The sequence below is a fragment of the Synechococcus sp. H60.1 genome (assembly GCF_047462335.1).
Lineage (GTDB): Bacteria > Cyanobacteriota > Cyanobacteriia > Thermostichales > Thermostichaceae > Thermostichus.
Window position 1 is genome coordinate 1 of the sequence record NZ_JANSJA010000050.1, and the last position, 17,197, is coordinate 17,197.

The 17,197-nt window shown below is 61.2% G+C and carries 15 protein-coding genes; 8 read left to right on the forward strand and 7 right to left on the reverse strand.

Going from position 1 to position 17,197, the window contains the following annotated elements; genetic code table 11:
* Positions 1-28 precede the first annotated feature (28 nt).
* Complete coding sequence (locus tag NW852_RS02625) at positions 29-373, forward strand: hypothetical protein (RefSeq protein WP_414370637.1); 345 nt, start codon at positions 29-31, stop codon at positions 371-373.
* Between the two features lie 58 nt (positions 374-431).
* Here the strand turns inward: NW852_RS02625 and NW852_RS02630 are convergent, their stop codons facing one another.
* Positions 432-872: a DUF1818 family protein gene (locus NW852_RS02630; RefSeq protein WP_414363836.1), complete on the reverse strand. Its 441-nt coding sequence runs from the start codon at positions 870-872 to the stop codon at positions 432-434.
* Positions 873-881: 9 nt separating this feature from the next.
* Here NW852_RS02630 and NW852_RS02635 point away from each other — a divergent pair, with 9 nt between their 5' ends.
* From NW852_RS02635 to NW852_RS02645, 3 genes are all read left to right on the forward strand, one after another.
* Entirely contained in the window at positions 882-2,567 is a 1,686-nt protein-coding gene (locus NW852_RS02635) for a SpoIID/LytB domain-containing protein (protein ID WP_414426439.1), read from the forward strand.
* A gap of 152 nt (positions 2,568-2,719) precedes the next feature.
* A complete protein-coding gene (gene era, locus NW852_RS02640) occupies positions 2,720-3,622 on the forward strand; it encodes a GTPase Era (RefSeq protein ID WP_414363839.1) in 903 nt (300 codons plus the stop codon).
* A gap of 74 nt (positions 3,623-3,696) precedes the next feature.
* Positions 3,697-4,299, forward strand: coding sequence for a glutathione S-transferase family protein (locus tag NW852_RS02645; protein WP_414363834.1), 603 nt, complete (start codon positions 3,697-3,699; stop codon positions 4,297-4,299).
* Between the two features lie 212 nt (positions 4,300-4,511).
* Here the strand turns inward: NW852_RS02645 and smpB are convergent, their stop codons facing one another.
* Both smpB and der read right to left on the reverse strand, forming a co-directional pair.
* Positions 4,512-4,976 carry an SsrA-binding protein SmpB gene (gene smpB, locus NW852_RS02650; protein WP_414337930.1) on the reverse strand — a complete coding sequence of 155 codons (465 nt, stop codon included), beginning with the start codon at positions 4,974-4,976 and terminating at the stop codon, positions 4,512-4,514.
* 63 nt (positions 4,977-5,039) lie between these two features.
* Entirely contained in the window at positions 5,040-6,416 is a 1,377-nt protein-coding gene (gene der / locus NW852_RS02655; protein ID WP_414370640.1) for a ribosome biogenesis GTPase Der, read from the reverse strand.
* 167 nt (positions 6,417-6,583) lie between these two features.
* Between der and NW852_RS02660 the strand changes: the two genes are divergently transcribed.
* Complete coding sequence (locus NW852_RS02660; RefSeq protein WP_414363832.1) at positions 6,584-7,789, forward strand: aspartate aminotransferase; 1,206 nt, start codon at positions 6,584-6,586, stop codon at positions 7,787-7,789.
* Here the strand turns inward: NW852_RS02660 and NW852_RS02665 are convergent.
* Together NW852_RS02665 and NW852_RS02670 are read right to left on the reverse strand one after the other, a co-directional pair.
* Positions 7,786-8,994, reverse strand: a complete 1,209-nt coding sequence (locus NW852_RS02665) for a Coenzyme F420 hydrogenase/dehydrogenase, beta subunit C-terminal domain (RefSeq protein ID WP_414370643.1) — start codon at positions 8,992-8,994, stop codon at positions 7,786-7,788. The two genes, NW852_RS02660 and NW852_RS02665, sit on opposite strands and share 4 nt — an antisense overlap.
* Positions 8,995-9,183: 189 nt before the next feature.
* Positions 9,184-9,816 carry a response regulator transcription factor gene (locus NW852_RS02670; RefSeq protein ID WP_414370645.1) on the reverse strand — a complete coding sequence of 211 codons (633 nt, stop codon included), beginning with the start codon at positions 9,814-9,816 and terminating at the stop codon, positions 9,184-9,186.
* 514 nt (positions 9,817-10,330) lie between these two features.
* Between NW852_RS02670 and NW852_RS02675 the strand changes: the two genes are divergently transcribed.
* Together NW852_RS02675 and NW852_RS02680 are read left to right on the forward strand one after the other, a co-directional pair.
* Entirely contained in the window at positions 10,331-12,382 is a 2,052-nt protein-coding gene (locus tag NW852_RS02675; protein ID WP_414370647.1) for a ribonuclease catalytic domain-containing protein, read from the forward strand.
* A 92-nt stretch (positions 12,383-12,474) separates the two neighbouring features.
* On the forward strand, positions 12,475-13,488 hold the full coding sequence (locus NW852_RS02680; RefSeq protein WP_414363828.1) for a phosphate ABC transporter substrate-binding protein: 1,014 nt from the start codon (positions 12,475-12,477) through the stop codon (positions 13,486-13,488).
* 5 nt (positions 13,489-13,493) lie between these two features.
* Here NW852_RS02680 and NW852_RS02685 read toward each other — a convergent pair whose 3' ends face one another.
* Positions 13,494-14,615, reverse strand: a complete 1,122-nt coding sequence (locus NW852_RS02685) for an LptF/LptG family permease (protein ID WP_414363827.1) — start codon at positions 14,613-14,615, stop codon at positions 13,494-13,496.
* A 267-nt stretch (positions 14,616-14,882) separates the two neighbouring features.
* Between NW852_RS02685 and NW852_RS02690 the strand changes: the two genes are divergently transcribed.
* A complete protein-coding gene (locus tag NW852_RS02690) occupies positions 14,883-16,340 on the forward strand; it encodes a pyruvate kinase (RefSeq protein WP_414370649.1) in 1,458 nt (485 codons plus the stop codon).
* A gap of 10 nt (positions 16,341-16,350) precedes the next feature.
* On the opposite strand, the gene lptB is transcribed toward NW852_RS02690, so the two are convergent.
* Entirely contained in the window at positions 16,351-17,079 is a 729-nt protein-coding gene (gene lptB, locus NW852_RS02695) for an LPS export ABC transporter ATP-binding protein (protein ID WP_414363825.1), read from the reverse strand.
* Positions 17,080-17,197 lie beyond the last annotated feature (118 nt).

Consider the following 17,197-nt stretch of genomic DNA (forward strand, 5'->3'; position numbering starts at 1 on the left):
GGTGCTATCCATCCCCACCGTATAGACCGTGGGGAATTCCGCACCTTACGTTAAAGACCTCTTCCTGGCTTTGGACAAAAAGCTGGAGGGCATCGACCGCAAGTTGGAAATCCAGGTGACGGAGATCAAAAGCGAGATCCGGCTGGTCAAAACCGATTTGGAAGCCAAGATTGACCTCACTCGCAACGCGCTGGAAGCCAAGATCGATCTCAGCCGTAGCAGCCTGGAAGTGAAAATCGCGGAGCTAAGCAGCAAAATGGATGGCTACAGCAAGCGGCTTGACCAACAGGAGTTCATCAGCCGCGGCGCGATCGTGGCCCTAGTGGTTGGGGTGGCCTCAGGGTTTATCAAGTATCTTTTCTTCAGCAATTGATTGGAGTTTGACCTGAGTTCCCTTGGGTTCCTCCCCAAAACCTGTAAGCGGCGGCGGGTCAGCACTCCTGGAATTGCTCGAGGGCACGGCACAGCTCCGGGACAACTTCTGCTGGCCAGAAACCTTCGCCGCGCCGGCCCTGGTGCAACTGGAGGTAGAGGCCCCAAGCGGTGGCGCTGCCGCTAGCAATCAACGTGAGGGCAGGAAAGGTCTGCTCCAGTGTAATGCTCTCCTCAGCCATCAATTGGGAGGCGACAGCTTCCATATCCTGCTGCAGACGATACACCCCCTGCACAAACGCTTGCCATTCTTCTAGGGTTAGCTCCAGCGCCCACGTTTCTCCCCCCACCAGGGCCACAAACGGGGAGCGCGCCGGATCCCAGCCCAGTCGCCAGCCGGATCCCTTGCGCAGAGGAGGAGGGGCATAGGAGAAAAAAGCATCCATACTAGGGTAGGCCAAAGAGATGCGGGTAGAATCAACGGGGTGCATGATCAGCATAAAGCGCCTATGCCCAGTTACCAGCCTCCCTTCCCCCAGCGCCGGCTCCCCTTGCCGGGTACGCTCATTTCTGGGTTGGGGGCGCTGCTTGCGGCTTTGGCGCTCCATGCTGCCGGAGGGGATCCTGGGGAGACTTGGGCGACGGTGGTTACCCCGCAAAACCCAGTTTTACATGTGGGCATCCTGCAGCACTTTGGCCGTTCCAACAAAGATCAAGTGGAGTTGGCAGCGCCAAGGGGGTCGCTGCTGACGCTGGAATTTGCCCAGGCCGACGGCAGCACCCAGAGGCAGCGCACTCCGCGAGTAACTGTTGGAATCGTCAACCGCGCCCTAGCCAGCCCGGAAACCGTGTACCGCCTTATCCTCAGCAGCCACAAAAGCTTCGAGAGCGCCGAGGCCAGTGCCAACTCTTGGGAATCTCTGGGCGTCCGCACTGAGATCGCCCAGCCCCAGGAATGGCAGGTGTGGGCCAGCCGCGCCTACACTCCCCAACAATTGATCCAGATTCAACAATATGCGCAAGCAAAAGAGATCCCCCAGGTGCGGCTGGAGGTGCAGGAGCGACGCGAACGGGCGGAGCTGAGCTGGGTGCATGAGCATTTTCGCTACCATCGCACTCGCCTGAGGGTGACCTCCGATGCCGGCTATCTGCGGGTGAACGACCGCTACTACGCCGGATCGATTACCCTTCAGCCCAATGCCTACGGCAGCTATACGGTGGTCAACGCTGTGCCCTTGGAAACCTATTTGCGGGGGGTGGTGCCCCATGAGGTGGGGCCAGGGGCTCCCTTTGCCGCCATGGCGGCCCAGGCCATCTTGGCGCGCACCTATGCTCTCAAGAACCTGCACCGCTTTCGGATCGACGATTACCAGCTCTGTGCCAACACCCACTGCCAGGTTTACAAGGGGCTGAGCGGCACCCACCCACGGGCTGATGAGGCGATTCGCCAGACCAGCGGCCTGGTGCTCACCTACAACGGCGAGCTGGTGGATGCCGTTTATTCTTCCACCAACGGCGGCATCTCGGCAGGTTTTGAAGAAGTTTGGGACGGGGAGCCGCGCCCCTACCTGCGCCCTCGCGCTGACATTGCCCACCAACCCGATCAGCTCTTTGATTTGCGGCAGGAGGGCGACTTGCAAGCCTTTCTGGCCCGACGGGAAGGTTTCAACGAAGCGGGGGTATCGCGCCTCTTCCGCTGGGAGTTCTCTCAGTCGCTGGAGGAGCTAGACGCCCAACTGCGGGCCGCTCAAGAGTACCTCGGGATCCCTCTTCCCGAGTGGACAACCATCCAGGGGCTGCACGTCCTGGAGCGCTCGGTCAGTGGTCGGGTGCAGGCGCTGCAAGTGGGCTTGCAGACGCCCCGAGGGCCCTACTCATTGGTTTTGCGCAAGGATCAAGTGCGCCTGGCTTTTCCCCGCTTGTACAGTACCCTGTTTCGCGTGGAACCCCTGAAACAGGGCGAGCGGCTGACAGGCTACCGCTTTATCGGCGGTGGCTTTGGTCACGGGGTGGGGCTGAGCCAGTACGGCGCCTACACCCTGGCGCGGCAGGGGTTTAACGCGGCGCAAATCCTCGCCTTTTACTACCCCGGTACCACCCTGGCTGAGCTGGGATCCCTCTCCCTGCAGTTGCCTGAGGCTTCGCTGGCCTTTGACAATAGCCAGGTGCAGTCCTTGTCCGGCTACCAGAGATAAGGGACACGATGGGAGGAGAGCAACAGGAACAAAGTGCCAGCCATCCCCCTCTTCGGGAGCCCTCTCGGCAGGGATTGGAGGCCGAGGCAGCCCAAGCGGGTGTAGAGGGGGAGCACAGTGGTATCAAAAGCGGGGAGCTGTCGGCCATCCCGATGGCGCCGCCGGGGTTTAAGTCGGGGTTTGTGGCGCTAATCGGGCGGCCCAATGTGGGCAAGTCCACCTTGATGAACGCTCTGGTGGGCCAGAAGATCGCCATCACCTCCCCCGTGGCCCAGACCACCCGCAACCGTCTGCGCGGGATCCTCTCTTTGCCGCAAGCCCAGATCATCTGGGTGGATACCCCTGGCATCCACAAGCCCCACCACCGCCTGGGGGAGATCTTGGTACACAACGCCCAGGCTGCCATTGGGAGCGTGGATGTCGTCCTCTTTGTGGTGGACGGCTCAGTGCCAGCAGGTCGCGGCGACGCCTTTATTGCTGAGCGGATCCCTGCTGCTACCCCCTGCATCCTTGTCTGCAACAAAGCCGATCTTGTGCCCAAAGAGGCGGCCACGCGCCAGGCTCACCAGGAGAGCTACCAAGCCCTGCGGCCCAACGCCCCTGTCGTCTGGGTGTCGGCGTTGGATCCCAGCAGTTTGGCGCCCCTCATCCAGGCCACCGTTGACCTGCTGCCTAGCGGCCCCTACTACTACCCGCCGGACTTGGTGACGGATCAGCCAGAGCGGTTCATTATGGCGGAGCTGATCCGCGAACAGGTGCTGCTGCATACCCGCGAGGAGGTGCCCCACTCGGTGGCCGTAACCATCGACCAGGTGGAAGAAACCCCCACCGTTACCCGTATCCTAGCCACCCTCTACGTGGAGCGGGACTCGCAAAAAGGGATCCTCATCGGCAAGGGGGGAGAGAGGCTCAAGCAGATCGGCCAGGCCGCCCGCCTCCAGATTCAAAAGCTGATTGCCGGCAAGGTATACCTGGAGCTGTTTGTCAAAGTGCGGCCCCACTGGCGGCGCTCCGAGCACCTGCTGCGCGACTTCGGCTACCGCATCGAGACGTAGGGGTCTTGGGTTGAGCGGAGCGGTGATTGCGGCTAATTATGGAGATGCAACGCTGCACGTGAAGGATAACGGCCATGCTGCGACTGTACGGGATCCCCACCTCCGGCAATTGCTACAAGGTGGAGCTGCTCCTCAGGCAGTTGGGGATCCCCTACGAGACGGTTGAAGTCAATTCTAGGGTCGGAGAAAATCGCCGCCCCGAGTACCTGGCCAAGAACCCTCTGGGCCAGATCCCGGCTTTGGAGCTGGAAGACGGCACGGTCTTGGCCGAGTCGGCGGCAATCTTGGTTTACTTAGCAGAAGACACCCCCCTCTACGGCCAAACGCGGCTGGAACGAGCCGAGATCTTGAAATGGCTGCTTTTTGAACAGACCCGCATTGCCCGCTACATTGCCACCACCCGCTTCCTGGTGCGGGCTGGACAAGCCGAGGCCCACGCCGAGCTGATTGCCCAGAACCTCAAATCCGGCACAGAGGCCTTGGAGATCATGGAGGGCCATTTGCAGGGGAAAGCGTTCTTCGTGGGCAACCGCTACACGATTGCAGATCTGGCCCTTTTTACCTACACCCACGTGGCGGAGCAGGGCGGCTTCGACCTCAAACCCTTCCCCAACATCCGCGCCTGGTGTGAGCGGGTGAAAACCACCGACCGCTTCTTCCCCCTCCCTGGTGCCTAGAACTTGCTGGCGGCGGCTCCTTCCCTCCCCCTGCAGCCGACCGAGTTGGATTTTGCTTCCAAGCCTATCGGAGGATTCCTCACCCCCAGCCTCTCTGCCCAAGGGAGGGGAAAACTGGAAATCGCTGCAACGAAGGGCTCCAGCGGCATTTGGGATCGCCTAGGCTGCCCCGCTGGCCACCCCATTGGAAGCTGCCGGAAGCTTGGCGGGCCTTAGCGCCCCTTGAGCTCTCGCTGGATCTCTCGCTGGGTTTGCCGCTCTTTAATGGCCTGCCGCTTGTCGTGGAGCTTCTTGCCGCGGGCCACGCCCAGATGCGCTTTGATCCAGCCGCGGTTAAGCACCAGCCTCAGGGGAACCACAGTCAGGCCCTTTTGCTCCACCAAGCCCCGCAGACGGTCGATCTCGCGGCGGTGCAACAGCAGCTTGCGGCGGCGGGTGGGATCGTGGTTGAACACCTTGCTGGCGGTGCCATGGGGGGAGATGTGCAGGTTGTGCAGCCAGGCCTCGCCATCGCGAAAGAGGGCAAAGGCGTCTTGGAGATTGGCTTTGCCGGCTCGGATTGACTTGACCTCTGTGCCGGTTAGCTGGAGCCCGGCTTCGTAGGTCTCCAAGATCTCGTACTCAAAGCGGGCGCGACGGTTTTCCACCAGGGTTTTGACGTTGGGATCCACAGCCATAGGCCTTGTTTGCGGTTTGCTTAACAGAAAAAAGCTGTTCTGGTGTCTTGCCGCTGTGGAGTCCTAGGGGGAGGCCAGGGATCCCTCTAATTTTTGCACTGCCCGTCCCACGAGGCGCTCGGCTTTGCCGCGCCAACGAAAGCGAATGGGGGTGCCTGTGAAGTCGAGGTTTTGCCGGAAGTGCTTTTCCAAGTAGCGGCGGTAGTTCTCTTTGAAGAGATCGGGATCGTTGACAAACAGGAGAAAGGTGGGAGGCCGCTCCGCCACTTGGGTGCCGTAGTAGATTTTGCCCTGCTTGCCTTGGCGGTTAGCGGGGGGCGATTGCCAGGCAAGGGCATCCTGGAGCACCTCGTTGACCACGGCGGTGGGGATGCGTTTGCGATGGGCGGCTACCGCCGTGTTGACCTCGGCAAAAATCTTATGGGTGCGCTGCCCCGTGAGGGCGCTGACAAACAACAGGGGTGCCCAGTCGATAAAGTAAAGCCGCTCACGGATCTCGCGGGTGTACTCGTTGATGGTGTAGGTATCTTTGTTTTCCACCGCGTCCCACTTGTTGACGACGATAATGCAGGCGCGGCCTTCTTCTTCAATGCGGCCAGCTAACCGCTGATCCTGCTCGGTTACCCCCTCCAGGGCGTCAATGACCAGCAGCACCACATCCGAGCGCTGGATGGCTTTGAAGGCACGGTTGATGCTGAAAAACTCCACCCCATATTCCACCCGGCTTTTCCTGCGGATCCCGGCGGTGTCGATGAGACGATAGCTCTGCCCCTCCCACTCCACCAGGGTGTCGATGGCATCGCGGGTGGTGCCAGCAATGGGGCTGACAATGGCCCGCTGGGATCCCACCAGGCGGTTGAGTAGGCTGGACTTGCCTACGTTGGGCCGGCCGACAATGGCCACGGCGATGGGATCCGCTGCTGCTGCAGCTTCGTCTACCTCAGGCAAATGGGGCAGTACCGCCTCCAGTACCTCTGCCACTCCGTTGCCGTGGATGGCGGAACAGGGGATCGGCTCCCCCAGCCCCAACTCCCAAAAAGCCGCCGCCTGGGCCAGGCCCAGTTGCCCCGACTCGCACTTGTTGACGGCCACCACCACCGGCAGGGGTTGTTTGCGCAGCCAATCGGCCACTTCCCGATCGGCGGGGGTCAGTCCCTCACGGCCATCTACCACAAAGATCACAGCGTGCGCCTCCGCCATCGCCGCCATGGCCTGCTGGCGGATGTGGGGCAAGAACTCGCTGTCGTCGCCAAAGACCAGGCCGCCGGTATCCACCACCTGCAGGCGACGCCCGTTCCACTCCACCTCTTGGTAGAGGCGATCCCGCGTGATGCCCGGCTCATCGTGGACAATGGCCGAACGCACCCCCGCCAGGCGGTTGACGAGGGTGGACTTGCCCACGTTGGGGCGACCCACAACGGCCACAAGGGGTAAAGCCACTGCTCTGCCTTGCCACAAAACCGAACTTAGATTTCTATCCTAGCCTTTGGGATCCCGGATACCCAAGCTCGGCCCTGCTTCGCATTGCTTCAGGTGCGGGTCTGGCGGTAAGCTGTGCAGTTAACCCCAAGTGAGCCAGGTGTCGGCTTGCCTTTCTATTTATTTGTATGAACCGCGCTCTCGTCCCCGCCCAACGCTTGAACAAGCTGCCTGCCTACGTCTTCGCCCGCTTGGATGAGCTGAAGGCCCGCGCCCGCCAGCAGGGGCTAGATTTAATCGATCTGGGCATGGGCAACCCCGATGGGCCCACCCCCCAGCCGGTGGTGGAAGCGGCCCAGGCGGCCATCGCCGATCCCGTCCACCACGGCTACCCACCCTTCGAGGGCACGGCCAGCTTCCGCCAGGCAATTGCTGAGTGGTACTGGCGCCGCTATGGAGTGGAGCTGGATCCCAATGGGGAGGTGCTGCCTCTTTTGGGATCCAAAGAGGGCCTGACCCACCTGGCCTTGGCCTATGTGGATCCGGGGGATCTGGTGCTGGTGCCCAGTCCCGCCTACCCGGCCCATTTTCGCGGGCCCATGATTGCCGGCGGGCAGATCTACCCGCTGCTGCTGCGCCCCGAGAAGGGGTGGCTCATTGACCTGCAGGAGATCCCGCCGGAGGTGGCCAAGCAGGCGCGGGTGCTCTACTTCAACTACCCCAACAACCCAACGGCGGCGGTGGCGCCCCGCTCTTTTTTTGAAGAAGTGGTGGCCTTTGCCCACCGCTATGAGCTCATTCTGGTGCACGACCTGTGCTACGCGGAGCTGGCCTTTGACGGCTATCGGCCCACCAGCCTGCTGCAGATCCCCGGCGCCAAGGACTTGGCCGTGGAGTTCCACACCCTCTCCAAAACCTACAACATGGCCGGCTGGCGGGTGGGCTTTGTGGTGGGCAACCGCCAGATCATCCAGAGCCTGCGCACCCTGAAAACCAACCTCGACTACGGCATTTTTGGTGCACTGCAAAAGGCGGCCGAGACGGCTTTGGCCCTGCCAGAGAGCTACCTACAGCAGGTGCAGGAGCGCTACCGCCGCCGGCGCGACTATCTCATTAGCCGCCTGGCGGAGCTGGGCTGGCAGATTGAGCCGCCGCGGGCAACAATGTACCTCTGGATCCCGACCCCCCGCGCTGCCGACGGCACTCCCGAGGGATCGACAGAGTTTGCCCTGCGGGTGCTGGAATCTACGGGCGTGGTCGTAACCCCTGGCAGCGCCTTTGGGGAAGGGGGGGAAGGCTATGTGCGAATTAGCCTGATTGCCGATTGCCAGCGCTTGGGCCAGGCCATCGACCGCTGGGCGGAAGCCGGGATCCGCTACCTCACCTCCAGCTAGGGAGAGGGGAGTTGGTACTGCTCTACGATGCGCCGGGCAAAGGGAGGGACATGCTGCTCCAGCTTATGGGGGTAGTGGCGGCGCAGGTAGAGATAGTTGCGGACAAAGTGGGAATCAATGGAAAAGCGGGCATATTCCAGGCCACGGGGCCCAAAGCGCTGGATTGCTGCCCCCAGGATCCGAGCCAGCCACATGGGCAAGCTCAGAGCCTGCTCGTAGGCTTGGATCCCCTGCTGCACTGCTGCTCGCCGGGATCCCTGCGAGATCACCGGTTGGGTTTCCAGCTCTTCCCAAACCAGATCCAAGAGCTCCCGCCCGCGCGGGTTGCGCACCAGCAGCCACTGCCAGCCAAAGGGGGATCCCATGTAGCCCACCACCAGATCTGCCAGGCCGTTGACGTAGTCGAAACAGGTAAGGCAGGAGGGGGCAAATACGTCCTTGAGTTCTTTGGTCTTGAGGCCAAAAAAAGGCACCTTTTCCACCGAGCCGTCTTCGTGTTTGAAGTGGATGTGGAAGTCCTGCATGAATTCGTAGTGCACCACCGTCTGCGGGGAGCGGCTGGTGGTTTCCAAAAACTTCTGCAGGCCGGCGCGGCTGACATTGTCCACACAGGGCGTGCCCAGCACGTAAAGCCTCTCTAGGCCCAGCTTTTTCTCCACCGCCCGCAAAGCCTGGATCTGACAGCCCACCCCGATAACCAAGAGGCGCTTGAGGCCACTTTGCTCCACCTGCTCCAGCACGGAGAGATTGGGGGATAGGGTTGGCTTGTTAACCCGCGCCGCCAAAACCGCCTCCGGAGTACGCGCCAAGACAGGCCGCGGCTGAAAGCGATCCTGGGGATCCGCCTGCACGCACACCACCCCTTCTACTAGGCCGCTGCTGAGGGCCTTCATGCCGATGCTGCTGACGATGCCCGTCCACTGGGCACCGGGGATTGGATCCCGCCTGCGGGCCGTGTACATTGCCTCGTAGACGCCGAAGTAGTCGCTGTCGCTGACGGCAGCCGACTCGGAGCGCAGCGACTCGCGGGATCGCCCGTGGGTTTGCTCTTCCAGGTGGGTAAACTGCTGGTTTAAGAAGGCACAGGCTTCTTTGACGTAGGCGACATAGCGGGTATCGCAGAGGCCGCACTGGCTGCACAGCTCTTTGGCCGGATAGTGGCCGGAGCGGATGGGTCGGGCCGGACGCGGGGAACGGGATCCCATGGGTTCTAGACCGTAGTGGACAGAGGCACCCTGACCGGTTACCTCACTTTCTTCAGTTTGCTGCCAAAACGACAGACAAGGGCAGAAAAGTTGAGGGATCCCCCCTCCTACTGGCCACCTTCACCGCCGCCCAGTGAGGCCCACAGCTTGCCCACCCCACTGGACAGCAGAAGTTCTCTCGGCGGCCCCTCAGCCCCTGCCCAAACCACTTTCAATGGCCCAGCGGGCCAGCTCGGTGCGGTTGTGCAAGCCAGTTTTGGCCAGCATGTTGCTGACATGGCTTTCGACGGTGCGCTGGCTCACCCCCATCACCTCGGCAATCTCGCGGTTGGACATCCCCCTGGCCACATGCTGGAGCACCTTGGTTTCCGTGGGGGTCAGCTCAATTTCCCGATCCAGCTTGATGACCGGCTGAATGCCGACACTTCGCATTTGCAACAGGCGCTCCGTGTGCTTGAGAACCGACTCCACCTGGGCCACCAGCTCTTCCGCTTCAAAGGGCTTGACCAGGTAAACATCTGCCCCCGTGTTGAGCCCGCGCACCCGATCGGCTGTTTGCCCGCGCGCCGACAAAAAAATCACCGGGATCCAGTCCGTCGCGCTGTTGGAGCGAATGGTCTGGACGAACGTGTAGCCATCCATCTCCGGCATCATCACATCGCAGATGATCAAATCCGGAGTGAAATGGCGCATCGCCTCTAACCCTTCTTGACCGTTGCTCGCCGCCACCACCTCGTAACCGCGAAACTCCAGGTAGTCCTTTACCAGCAGGATCAGGTTGGGATCGTCATCGACAAGCAACAGTCGCTTTGGGTTGTCCACGGCTGACCTTTTGAGCGCTAGAAGAGGGGAAAAGCACAGCTCTCCTTCCCTAACTTTGTCTAGGGAAAAGAAACCACAGTGGGTGCCCTCTTATGGCACACCCCTAGCTTAACTAAGTAGCAGCCTGGGGTAACTGTATCCTACCCTCAGAGCCCAGAATACCATATGGAAGTGGAAACTGCATGCTTGAGAAATGCTGGCAACAGTATCTCTACGCAATTTAGGGATCCCAGTTGGTAACTTGATCCTAGAAACTTGTCAGAACTTGCCCCTCCCTTGGAATCGCGGTGTGGAATACGTAACCATACTCTACCGGAAGGCCTGTATCCCGTAGGTGTCTTATGTACACATAGTACCGTATACCCATATTCTCCTTAGGTATTTATCTGCAAAGATTGCCAGTTCTCGTGTCTGCGTGTCTTCTGGCCGGGGTTTCCGCGTGGGCAGGCGGGCAGAGCTGGTGGAAAATGGAAGAAAGCCTGCACTTCAACAACAGCCGACATGGGGAGAAAGGGTGGAAAAGGGCACACTGGTGGAGTTTCGCCACAATAACGACCGTGTGTTGGCCGTAGTTCAGGGCACCGAGGGCAAAAAGAACCTACTGCTGGGCGTAGCGTCGGGGCAGGTGCACAGCGTTCACCCTCGCCAAATTACCTTTGCCTTGAACGGCAATTCCAGCTTTACGGTGGCGGATATCCCGGGCTTTTGGCAGGCGGTGCAGGCGAAGTTGGATCCCGAAAGTTTGGCTTTGGCCTGGGAATTGGTTCAGGAGGAGCGCCGGCCCCTGAGCCTGTCGGAGATGGCCCAGTTGTTGTTTTCCGACGATTCCCCGGTCTCTACTTATGCTGCTTACCGCCTTTTGAGTGAGGATTTCATCTACTTTAAGGCAAAGGGGGAAGGCTACGAGCCGCGTACCCCGGCGCAGGTGAAGGAAATCCGCCATCAAATTGCCGTCACCCAGCAGCGGCAGCAGGAACAGGCCGAGTTTGAGGCCCGCCTAAGGGCAGCGGTGGCCCAGCCTGGGCAAAAGTACACTTGGACCCCAGCGGAGCGAGCCCGTCTGGAGCTGCTGGAGCGCCTAGCTTTGCAGGGAGCGGCGGCCAGCATTCGCAGCCACGAGGATCTCTCCCACAACCTTACCCCCTCGGATCGGGAGCGGGCCTCGCAACTGCTGCAACTGATGGGATTTCCCGACACTCCCCAAGGAGCCTTTGACGCCTTGGTAGCCCTGGGCCTGTGGAGCCGCCACGAGAACCTGGCTCTGCGCCTCACCGGGATCCCCACCCAATTTCCCAAGGAGGTGGAGCGCTACACCCAAACTTTGCTGGGCGGCCCTCCTCCCTTCCTGGATCCCCACCTGCGCCGCGATCTCACCCATCTCCACACCTACACCATCGACGACGCCAGCACCCGCGATATCGACGATGCCCTCAGCGTCGAGTTTTGGTCAGAGGAGGAGATCAAGCTCTGGATCCACATTGCCGATCCCAGTTGCTGGGTACAGTGGGGGGATCCTTTGGATCTGGAGGCCCGCCGGCGGGGCACCAGCGTCTATCTGCCCGAGCGGGTGATCCCGATGTTTCCACCGGAGCTGTCCACCGGCCTGATGAGCTTGGTGCAGGGGGAGGTGCGGCCTGCCCTCAGCTTCGGCATCCGGCTGGGATGCGACGGTGCCGTGCGGGACTACGAGATCTGCCTTAGCCAAATCCAGGTCAACTACCGCCTCACCTATGACGATGCCGACGAGATGCTGGAGTTGGGGGCAGAGGCACAACTGACGGCCATTGCCCGGGCCGCTCGCTGGCGCTACGCCTGGCGCCTGGCTCAAGGGGCCATCCAGATCGGCCTGCCGGAGCAAGATATCAAGGTCATGGACGAGATCCCCCACCTGCGTGTTATTGAGGATACGCCGGCGCGGCAGATGGTGGCGGAGATGATGGTGCTGGCCGGTGAGGTGGCTGCTCGCTTTGCTTGCCAAAACAGGATCCCGGTGCCCTATCGCCTGCAGCCGGCCCCTGAGCTCCCCCCGCCGGAGGTTTTGGATCTGTATCCCCAGGGGCCGGTGAGATCCTTTGCCATCATGCGCTGTCTATCGCGGGCAGAGGTGGCCACCCAACCGGGGCGACATACGGGGTTGGGTCTCGATGCCTACTGTCAGGTAACTTCCCCCATTCGCCGCTACCTGGATCTGGTGGCCCACTACCAGATCAAGGCCTTTTTGCGGGGGGATCCCTTGCCCTTGACCGAAGCCGAGGTGCAGCAGTTGTTGCTGGCCATCGAGCCAGGCACGGCAGAAGCGGTTCAAGTGGAGCGCAAATCCAAGCGCTACTGGAGCATCGAGTACCTGCGCCAGCGGCCGGGGCAGATTTGGCGGGCCTTGGTCTTGGGCTATCTGCGGGAGCAGGAAAACCTCGTCATGGCTCTGCTGGAGGAGATTGCCTTTCGGGTGCCGGTGCGCCTAGAACGCCAGGTTCCTCTGGCGGCTTGGATTGAACTGGAAGTCGTGCAGGCGGATCCCCGCGCGGATGTGATCGAGCTGCGCGAGGTGGGACGGGATGCCCCTTAACCTGACGCTTACCCAATCTCCCCAGGCAATTGATACAACGGAAGGGGAAGGTCTCATAATGTCCGGACTGCGAATTTCTCTGAGGGGATCCCATGACCGCACAAAGCTCTGGCCCGCCTCCGATTGTTTACATTCTTTTGCTGGCGATACTGGGGGGAGGCGGCTGGTATGCCTATCGCTCCGGCCTATTTGACTCTTTCCTGAATCGAGGGAACGTGCCTTCTGTCCCCAGCCAGATTCCGGCTGCCCAGCCACAGGCACCGACGGCACCCAACCTTCCCCAGGCGCAAGCTCCCAATCTGCCTGCCGGCCCGGTTAAGCTGGACACTTCCCTGCCCAACCCGGCGGTGCTGCAGATGGATGGCAGCGTCACCATGGTTCGCCTTGTCTTGGCCTTGAAGTCAGGCTACAGCCAGCGCAACCCCGGCATTCCCCTCACCTACGGGATCCCCGATGGCAAACCCAACGGCTCCAATGCCGGCCTCAAGGCCCTGATGGAAGGGCGCATCCAGATGGCCGCCAGCTCCCGCCCCCTCAATGCCAGCGAAGTGCAGGCCGGTTTGCAGGCGATCCCGGTGGCCAAAGATGCCCTGGCGGTGGCGGTGGGGGTGAACAACCCCTACAAAGGCGGCCTGACGCTGCAGCAATTGGCCGATATCTTCCAGGGTCGGATCACCAACTGGAGTCAGGTGGGCGGCCCGGATCGCCCAATTCGCGTTCTCAACCGCGCCCCCCAGAGCGGCACCTACACTGTCTTCCAAGAGCTGGTGTTACTGGGGCTGCCCTTTGCCCCCGACAACCCGCCCTACTTCACCACCGCCACTGAAGATGTCACCACTCCCCTTCTGCGGGCTTTGGGAGAAGACGGCATCACCTACAGCACTGTGGATCAGGTGCAGAACCAGCAAACGGTGAGGATGGTGCCCATTGATGGCCAAATGCCCACTCGCGAGGCCATTCAAAGTGGCCGCTATCCTTTGGCCCGCAACGTATTTTTGGTGGTGCCGCCAAAAACCAGCCCCGTGGTGGCTGACTTCATCAACTACGCCCTCTCCGACCAAGGCCAACAAATTATTGGCCGCACCGAGTTCATCCCGCTGCGCTAGCTAGCCTAGCGATTGGCTCGGTAAAGCAGTCCCAGTCCCACTGCGGAGCAGATGAAGTTGGGCAACCAAGCTGCCACCTCCGGCCCCAGCGTCCCGATCTGCCCCAGCGCCTGGCTGACAAACAGCAGCACGTAGTAGGCGAAGATAATCAGCACGCTGAGGCCCAGGCCCAGAGAAGAACTGGTGCGCTGGGGGCGCAGGCCCAGAGGCGCCCCGATCAAGGTGAAGGCCAGACAGGCAAAGGGAATGGCGTACTTTTGGCTGAGGTTGACCTGGAGGCGGCGTACCCGCTGCAGATCCCCTGAGCTGGCGATGACCTCAATGTAGCGGCGCAGCTCTTGAATGTTCATCTCCTCGGGGCTGCGAACCTCCTGGGCCAAATCCAGCGGCGCCCGCGACAGACGCAGCTCCTGCCGAGCAAAGGTGGCGATGTTGCTGTAGGTGCCGTCGGGCGAAACGAGGTAGGTGGTGCCCTCTTCAAACACCCAGAGGTTCTCCTGGGGATCCCAGCGCCCCCGTTGCGCCAGGAGAATTTGGCTGAGAGCCTCGTTGGAAAAATCGAGGACAATTACGCCGCGCATCTGCTGGCCATCGAAGCTGCGGGCATAGAACTGACGGGTTAGCCCTTGCCGGCGGGAAAAACTGCCGTCCGGCTCGGGCGTAAGGATCTCGCCAAACTCTTGGTAAAGGATGTTCTCGCGGCGAAAGTCCGGATCCCGGTTCAAAGCACGGTTTAAAGTCAGGGCCGCCTGGCGGTTGCTCACCGGCACCACCAGCTCGTTGAAGAGAAACGTTAACGTCGTCACCAAGAGGCTGAGGAGGAGAGCAGGCACCACCAGACGGTAGAGACTCACGCCGCAGGCCCGCAGGGCAGTGATCTCGTTATCAGCAGACAGGCGCCCATAGGCCAGCAGTGTTGCCAGCAACATGGACATGGGGAACGTCAGGACGATGATCCCCGGTGCCCGCAACACAAACACTTGCAACGCTGCCGAAAGGGACAGCCCCGCCTCTACCACCAGGCGCACCAGCTCAAACAGGGATCCCACTGCCATCACCAGGGTGGTAAACGTCCCCACCCCAAACAGAAAAGGCAGCAGCATCTCCGAGACGACGTAGCGATCCATCAGGCCTACCGCACAGACGAGGGAGAGCCTGGGGCAGGACTGCTCAACCGAATAAGGAGTGGGGGGAGAAGAGAGTTTCACGCAGCCTAAGGAAGTAGTAGCTAGGACAGCCAGCCCTTCGGGAGAGCCGAAGGCTGTTAACGACTCTAGACTGGAACGTTGGGGAACGAAAGGTTGATTGCCCCCCTAGATCGACCTATGATTGTGCAAAAGTGTGCTCAGAATTAGCCTTGGGCCTGGCCGGTTATTTCTGCAAAATCTCCGAGCATGGCTCCTGCTCTCCCCAATCTCAAAGGCTTGCTGGAAAGACTCCTGGAGCTGCGCCGGCAAGTGGTCGAGGGATCCCAGACCTACCTGGCCGCTTGGGGCTGTTCTGCAGATCCTCCTGCAGCCCTCTGCAACCTGGCGCGCTACCTGGCGCTGCGCCAACACGATCTGCGCAACCTGCAATTGGAGCTGGCTGCTGTGGGGCTGTCCTCGCTGGGACGGTGTGAATCGCGGGTTTTGGAGAGCCTGGATGCGGTGATTGCCATTTTGGCAGCCACGCAGGGCCTAAGCCACAAGGGGCCCAGCTATGAGGAGTTTTACGCTGGAGACATGGCGCTGGAGCAGCACACTGCGGTTCTCTTTGGCCCTCCCTCCGCCCACCGCCGCGCCCGCATCATGGTAACCCTGCCCGGCGAAGCTGCCGAGCAGCCAGAGCTGCTGCTGCAACTGTTGCAGCGGGGCATGGATGTAGCGCGAATCAACTGCGCCCACGACGATCCCTCGGGGTGGGAGAAAATGGTGGCCCACTTGCGCTGGGCCGAAGCCCAGACCCAACGGCGCTGCAAGATTTTGTTCGACCTGGCCGGCCCCAAGATCCGCACTGGCCCGGTGGCCATGCCCCCCGGCAAAGCCAAGGTGTACTGCGGGGATCGCATCCTGCTCACGGCAGCCATGCCGCCGGTCAACTCTGACATCCCCTGCCAGGTGGCTTGCACCCTGCCCGAGGTTTTGGCAAACCTGCAGGTGGGAGCAACTGTTTGGATCGACGACGGCAAGATTGGCGCCCGCGTCGTGGGGATCGAGCCGGCAGGCGTGGTGCTGGAGGTGGACAAAGTTGCTCCCCAGGGCAAGAAGTTGCGAGCCGAAAAAGGCCTCAACTTTCCCGACAGCCAGCTCCCGATCCAGCCCCTGACCGAGAAAGACCGCCAAGACCTGGACTTTGTGGTGCAGTATGCCGACCTAGTGGGCTATTCCTTTGTCCAGCAGCCGGCGGATTTGCAGGTGCTGTTTGCTGAGCTGGAGCGGTGCCAGGCTCGGCCTGACTTGGGGTTAATCCTGAAAATCGAAACCCGACAAGCGGTGAAAAACCTGCCGGCTCTCATTGCGACGGCTGCTAATAGGCCGCTGGGGGTGATGATTGCGCGGGGAGATCTGGCTGTGGAGATGGGCTGGCTGCGCTTGGGCGAGATCCAGGAGGAACTGCTGTGGATCTGTGAGGCCGCCCATGTGCCCGTGGTGTGGGCTACGCAGGTGCTGGATCAGCTCACCAAAGAGGGCCTGCCCTCGCGGCCTGAGCTTTCGGATGCGGTGATGTCTGCCCGCGCCGAGTGCGTCATGCTCAATAAGGGCCCCTATCTCCTGGAGGCGGTTGCCCTTCTGGATGAGCTGCTGGCTCGGATGCAAGCCCACCAGCACAAGAAAAGCCAACGCCTGCGGGCTTTGTATTCCTGGCAGTAGAGGAAGCTCGTTAGAGGCGGAACTTATCCCCCAGGTAATACTTGCGCACCAAGGGATCCGCCGCCAGCTCTGCTGCCGTGCCCTTGGCCAGGATGGCCCCATCGTTGAGAATGTAGGCCCGGTCGGTGATCTCCAGCGTCTCCCGCACGTTGTGGTCAGTAATCAAAACACCGATGCCCCGCTGCTTAAGTTTGGCCACCACCTCCTGGATATCTGCCACTGCGATGGGATCCACCCCCGCAAAGGGCTCATCCAGCAGCAAAAATTTCGGCCCGTGGATCCCGGCCGCCAGGGCGCGGGCAATCTCGGCGCGGCGCCGTTCTCCCCCCGACACCTGCAAACCCAAACTGTGGGCCACATGGGCAATGCGGAACTCCTCCAGCAGGTGGTTGAGGCGCTGCTGCCAGAGGCGGCGAGGCACCCCCGTCTGCTCCATGATCAACAGCAGGTTGTCTTGAATGCTGAGGCGACGAAAGATGCTGGGCTCCTGGGCCAAGTAGCCGATCCCCAAGCGGGCGCGGCGATGCATCGGCAGATGGGTAATATCTTGGTCATCCAGCCAGACATGGCCACGGTTGGGCTGGATCAGGCCGGTCATGATGTAAAAGGTGGTGGTTTTCCCCGCCCCATTGGGCCCCAGCAGTCCCACAACCTCTCCCTGCTGAATGTGCAAGCTGACGTCGCTCACCACCTCACGGCGGCCATAGCGCTTACAGATGTTTTCCAGTCGAATCTGCATAGGATCGGCACAGGGTTGCTGTTCAATGCTGACTAATTTTGGAGGGCTAGTTCCACAGAGGCTTCTCTCCCAAGGCTGACCCGAACTCGACCCCTGATCTAGAGGGGGACGAGCAGAA

Coding starts and splice junctions, on each gene's coding strand:
- NW852_RS02680 (WP_414363828.1), top strand. CDS start 12,475: ATGACCGCACAAAGCTCTGGCCCGCCTCCGATTGTTTACATTCTTTTG.
- NW852_RS02685 (WP_414363827.1), bottom strand. CDS start 14,615: ATGGATCGCTACGTCGTCTCGGAGATGCTGCTGCCTTTTCTGTTTGGG.
- NW852_RS02630 (WP_414363836.1), bottom strand. CDS start 872: ATGCTGATCATGCACCCCGTTGATTCTACCCGCATCTCTTTGGCCTAC.
- NW852_RS02660 (WP_414363832.1), top strand. CDS start 6,584: ATGAACCGCGCTCTCGTCCCCGCCCAACGCTTGAACAAGCTGCCTGCC.
- era (WP_414363839.1), top strand. CDS start 2,720: ATGGCGCCGCCGGGGTTTAAGTCGGGGTTTGTGGCGCTAATCGGGCGG.
- smpB (WP_414337930.1), bottom strand. CDS start 4,976: ATGGCTGTGGATCCCAACGTCAAAACCCTGGTGGAAAACCGTCGCGCC.
- NW852_RS02665 (WP_414370643.1), bottom strand. CDS start 8,994: ATGGGATCCCGTTCCCCGCGTCCGGCCCGACCCATCCGCTCCGGCCAC.
- NW852_RS02635 (WP_414426439.1), top strand. CDS start 882: ATGCCCAGTTACCAGCCTCCCTTCCCCCAGCGCCGGCTCCCCTTGCCG.
- NW852_RS02690 (WP_414370649.1), top strand. CDS start 14,883: ATGGCTCCTGCTCTCCCCAATCTCAAAGGCTTGCTGGAAAGACTCCTG.
- lptB (WP_414363825.1), bottom strand. CDS start 17,079: ATGCAGATTCGACTGGAAAACATCTGTAAGCGCTATGGCCGCCGTGAG.
- NW852_RS02645 (WP_414363834.1), top strand. CDS start 3,697: ATGCTGCGACTGTACGGGATCCCCACCTCCGGCAATTGCTACAAGGTG.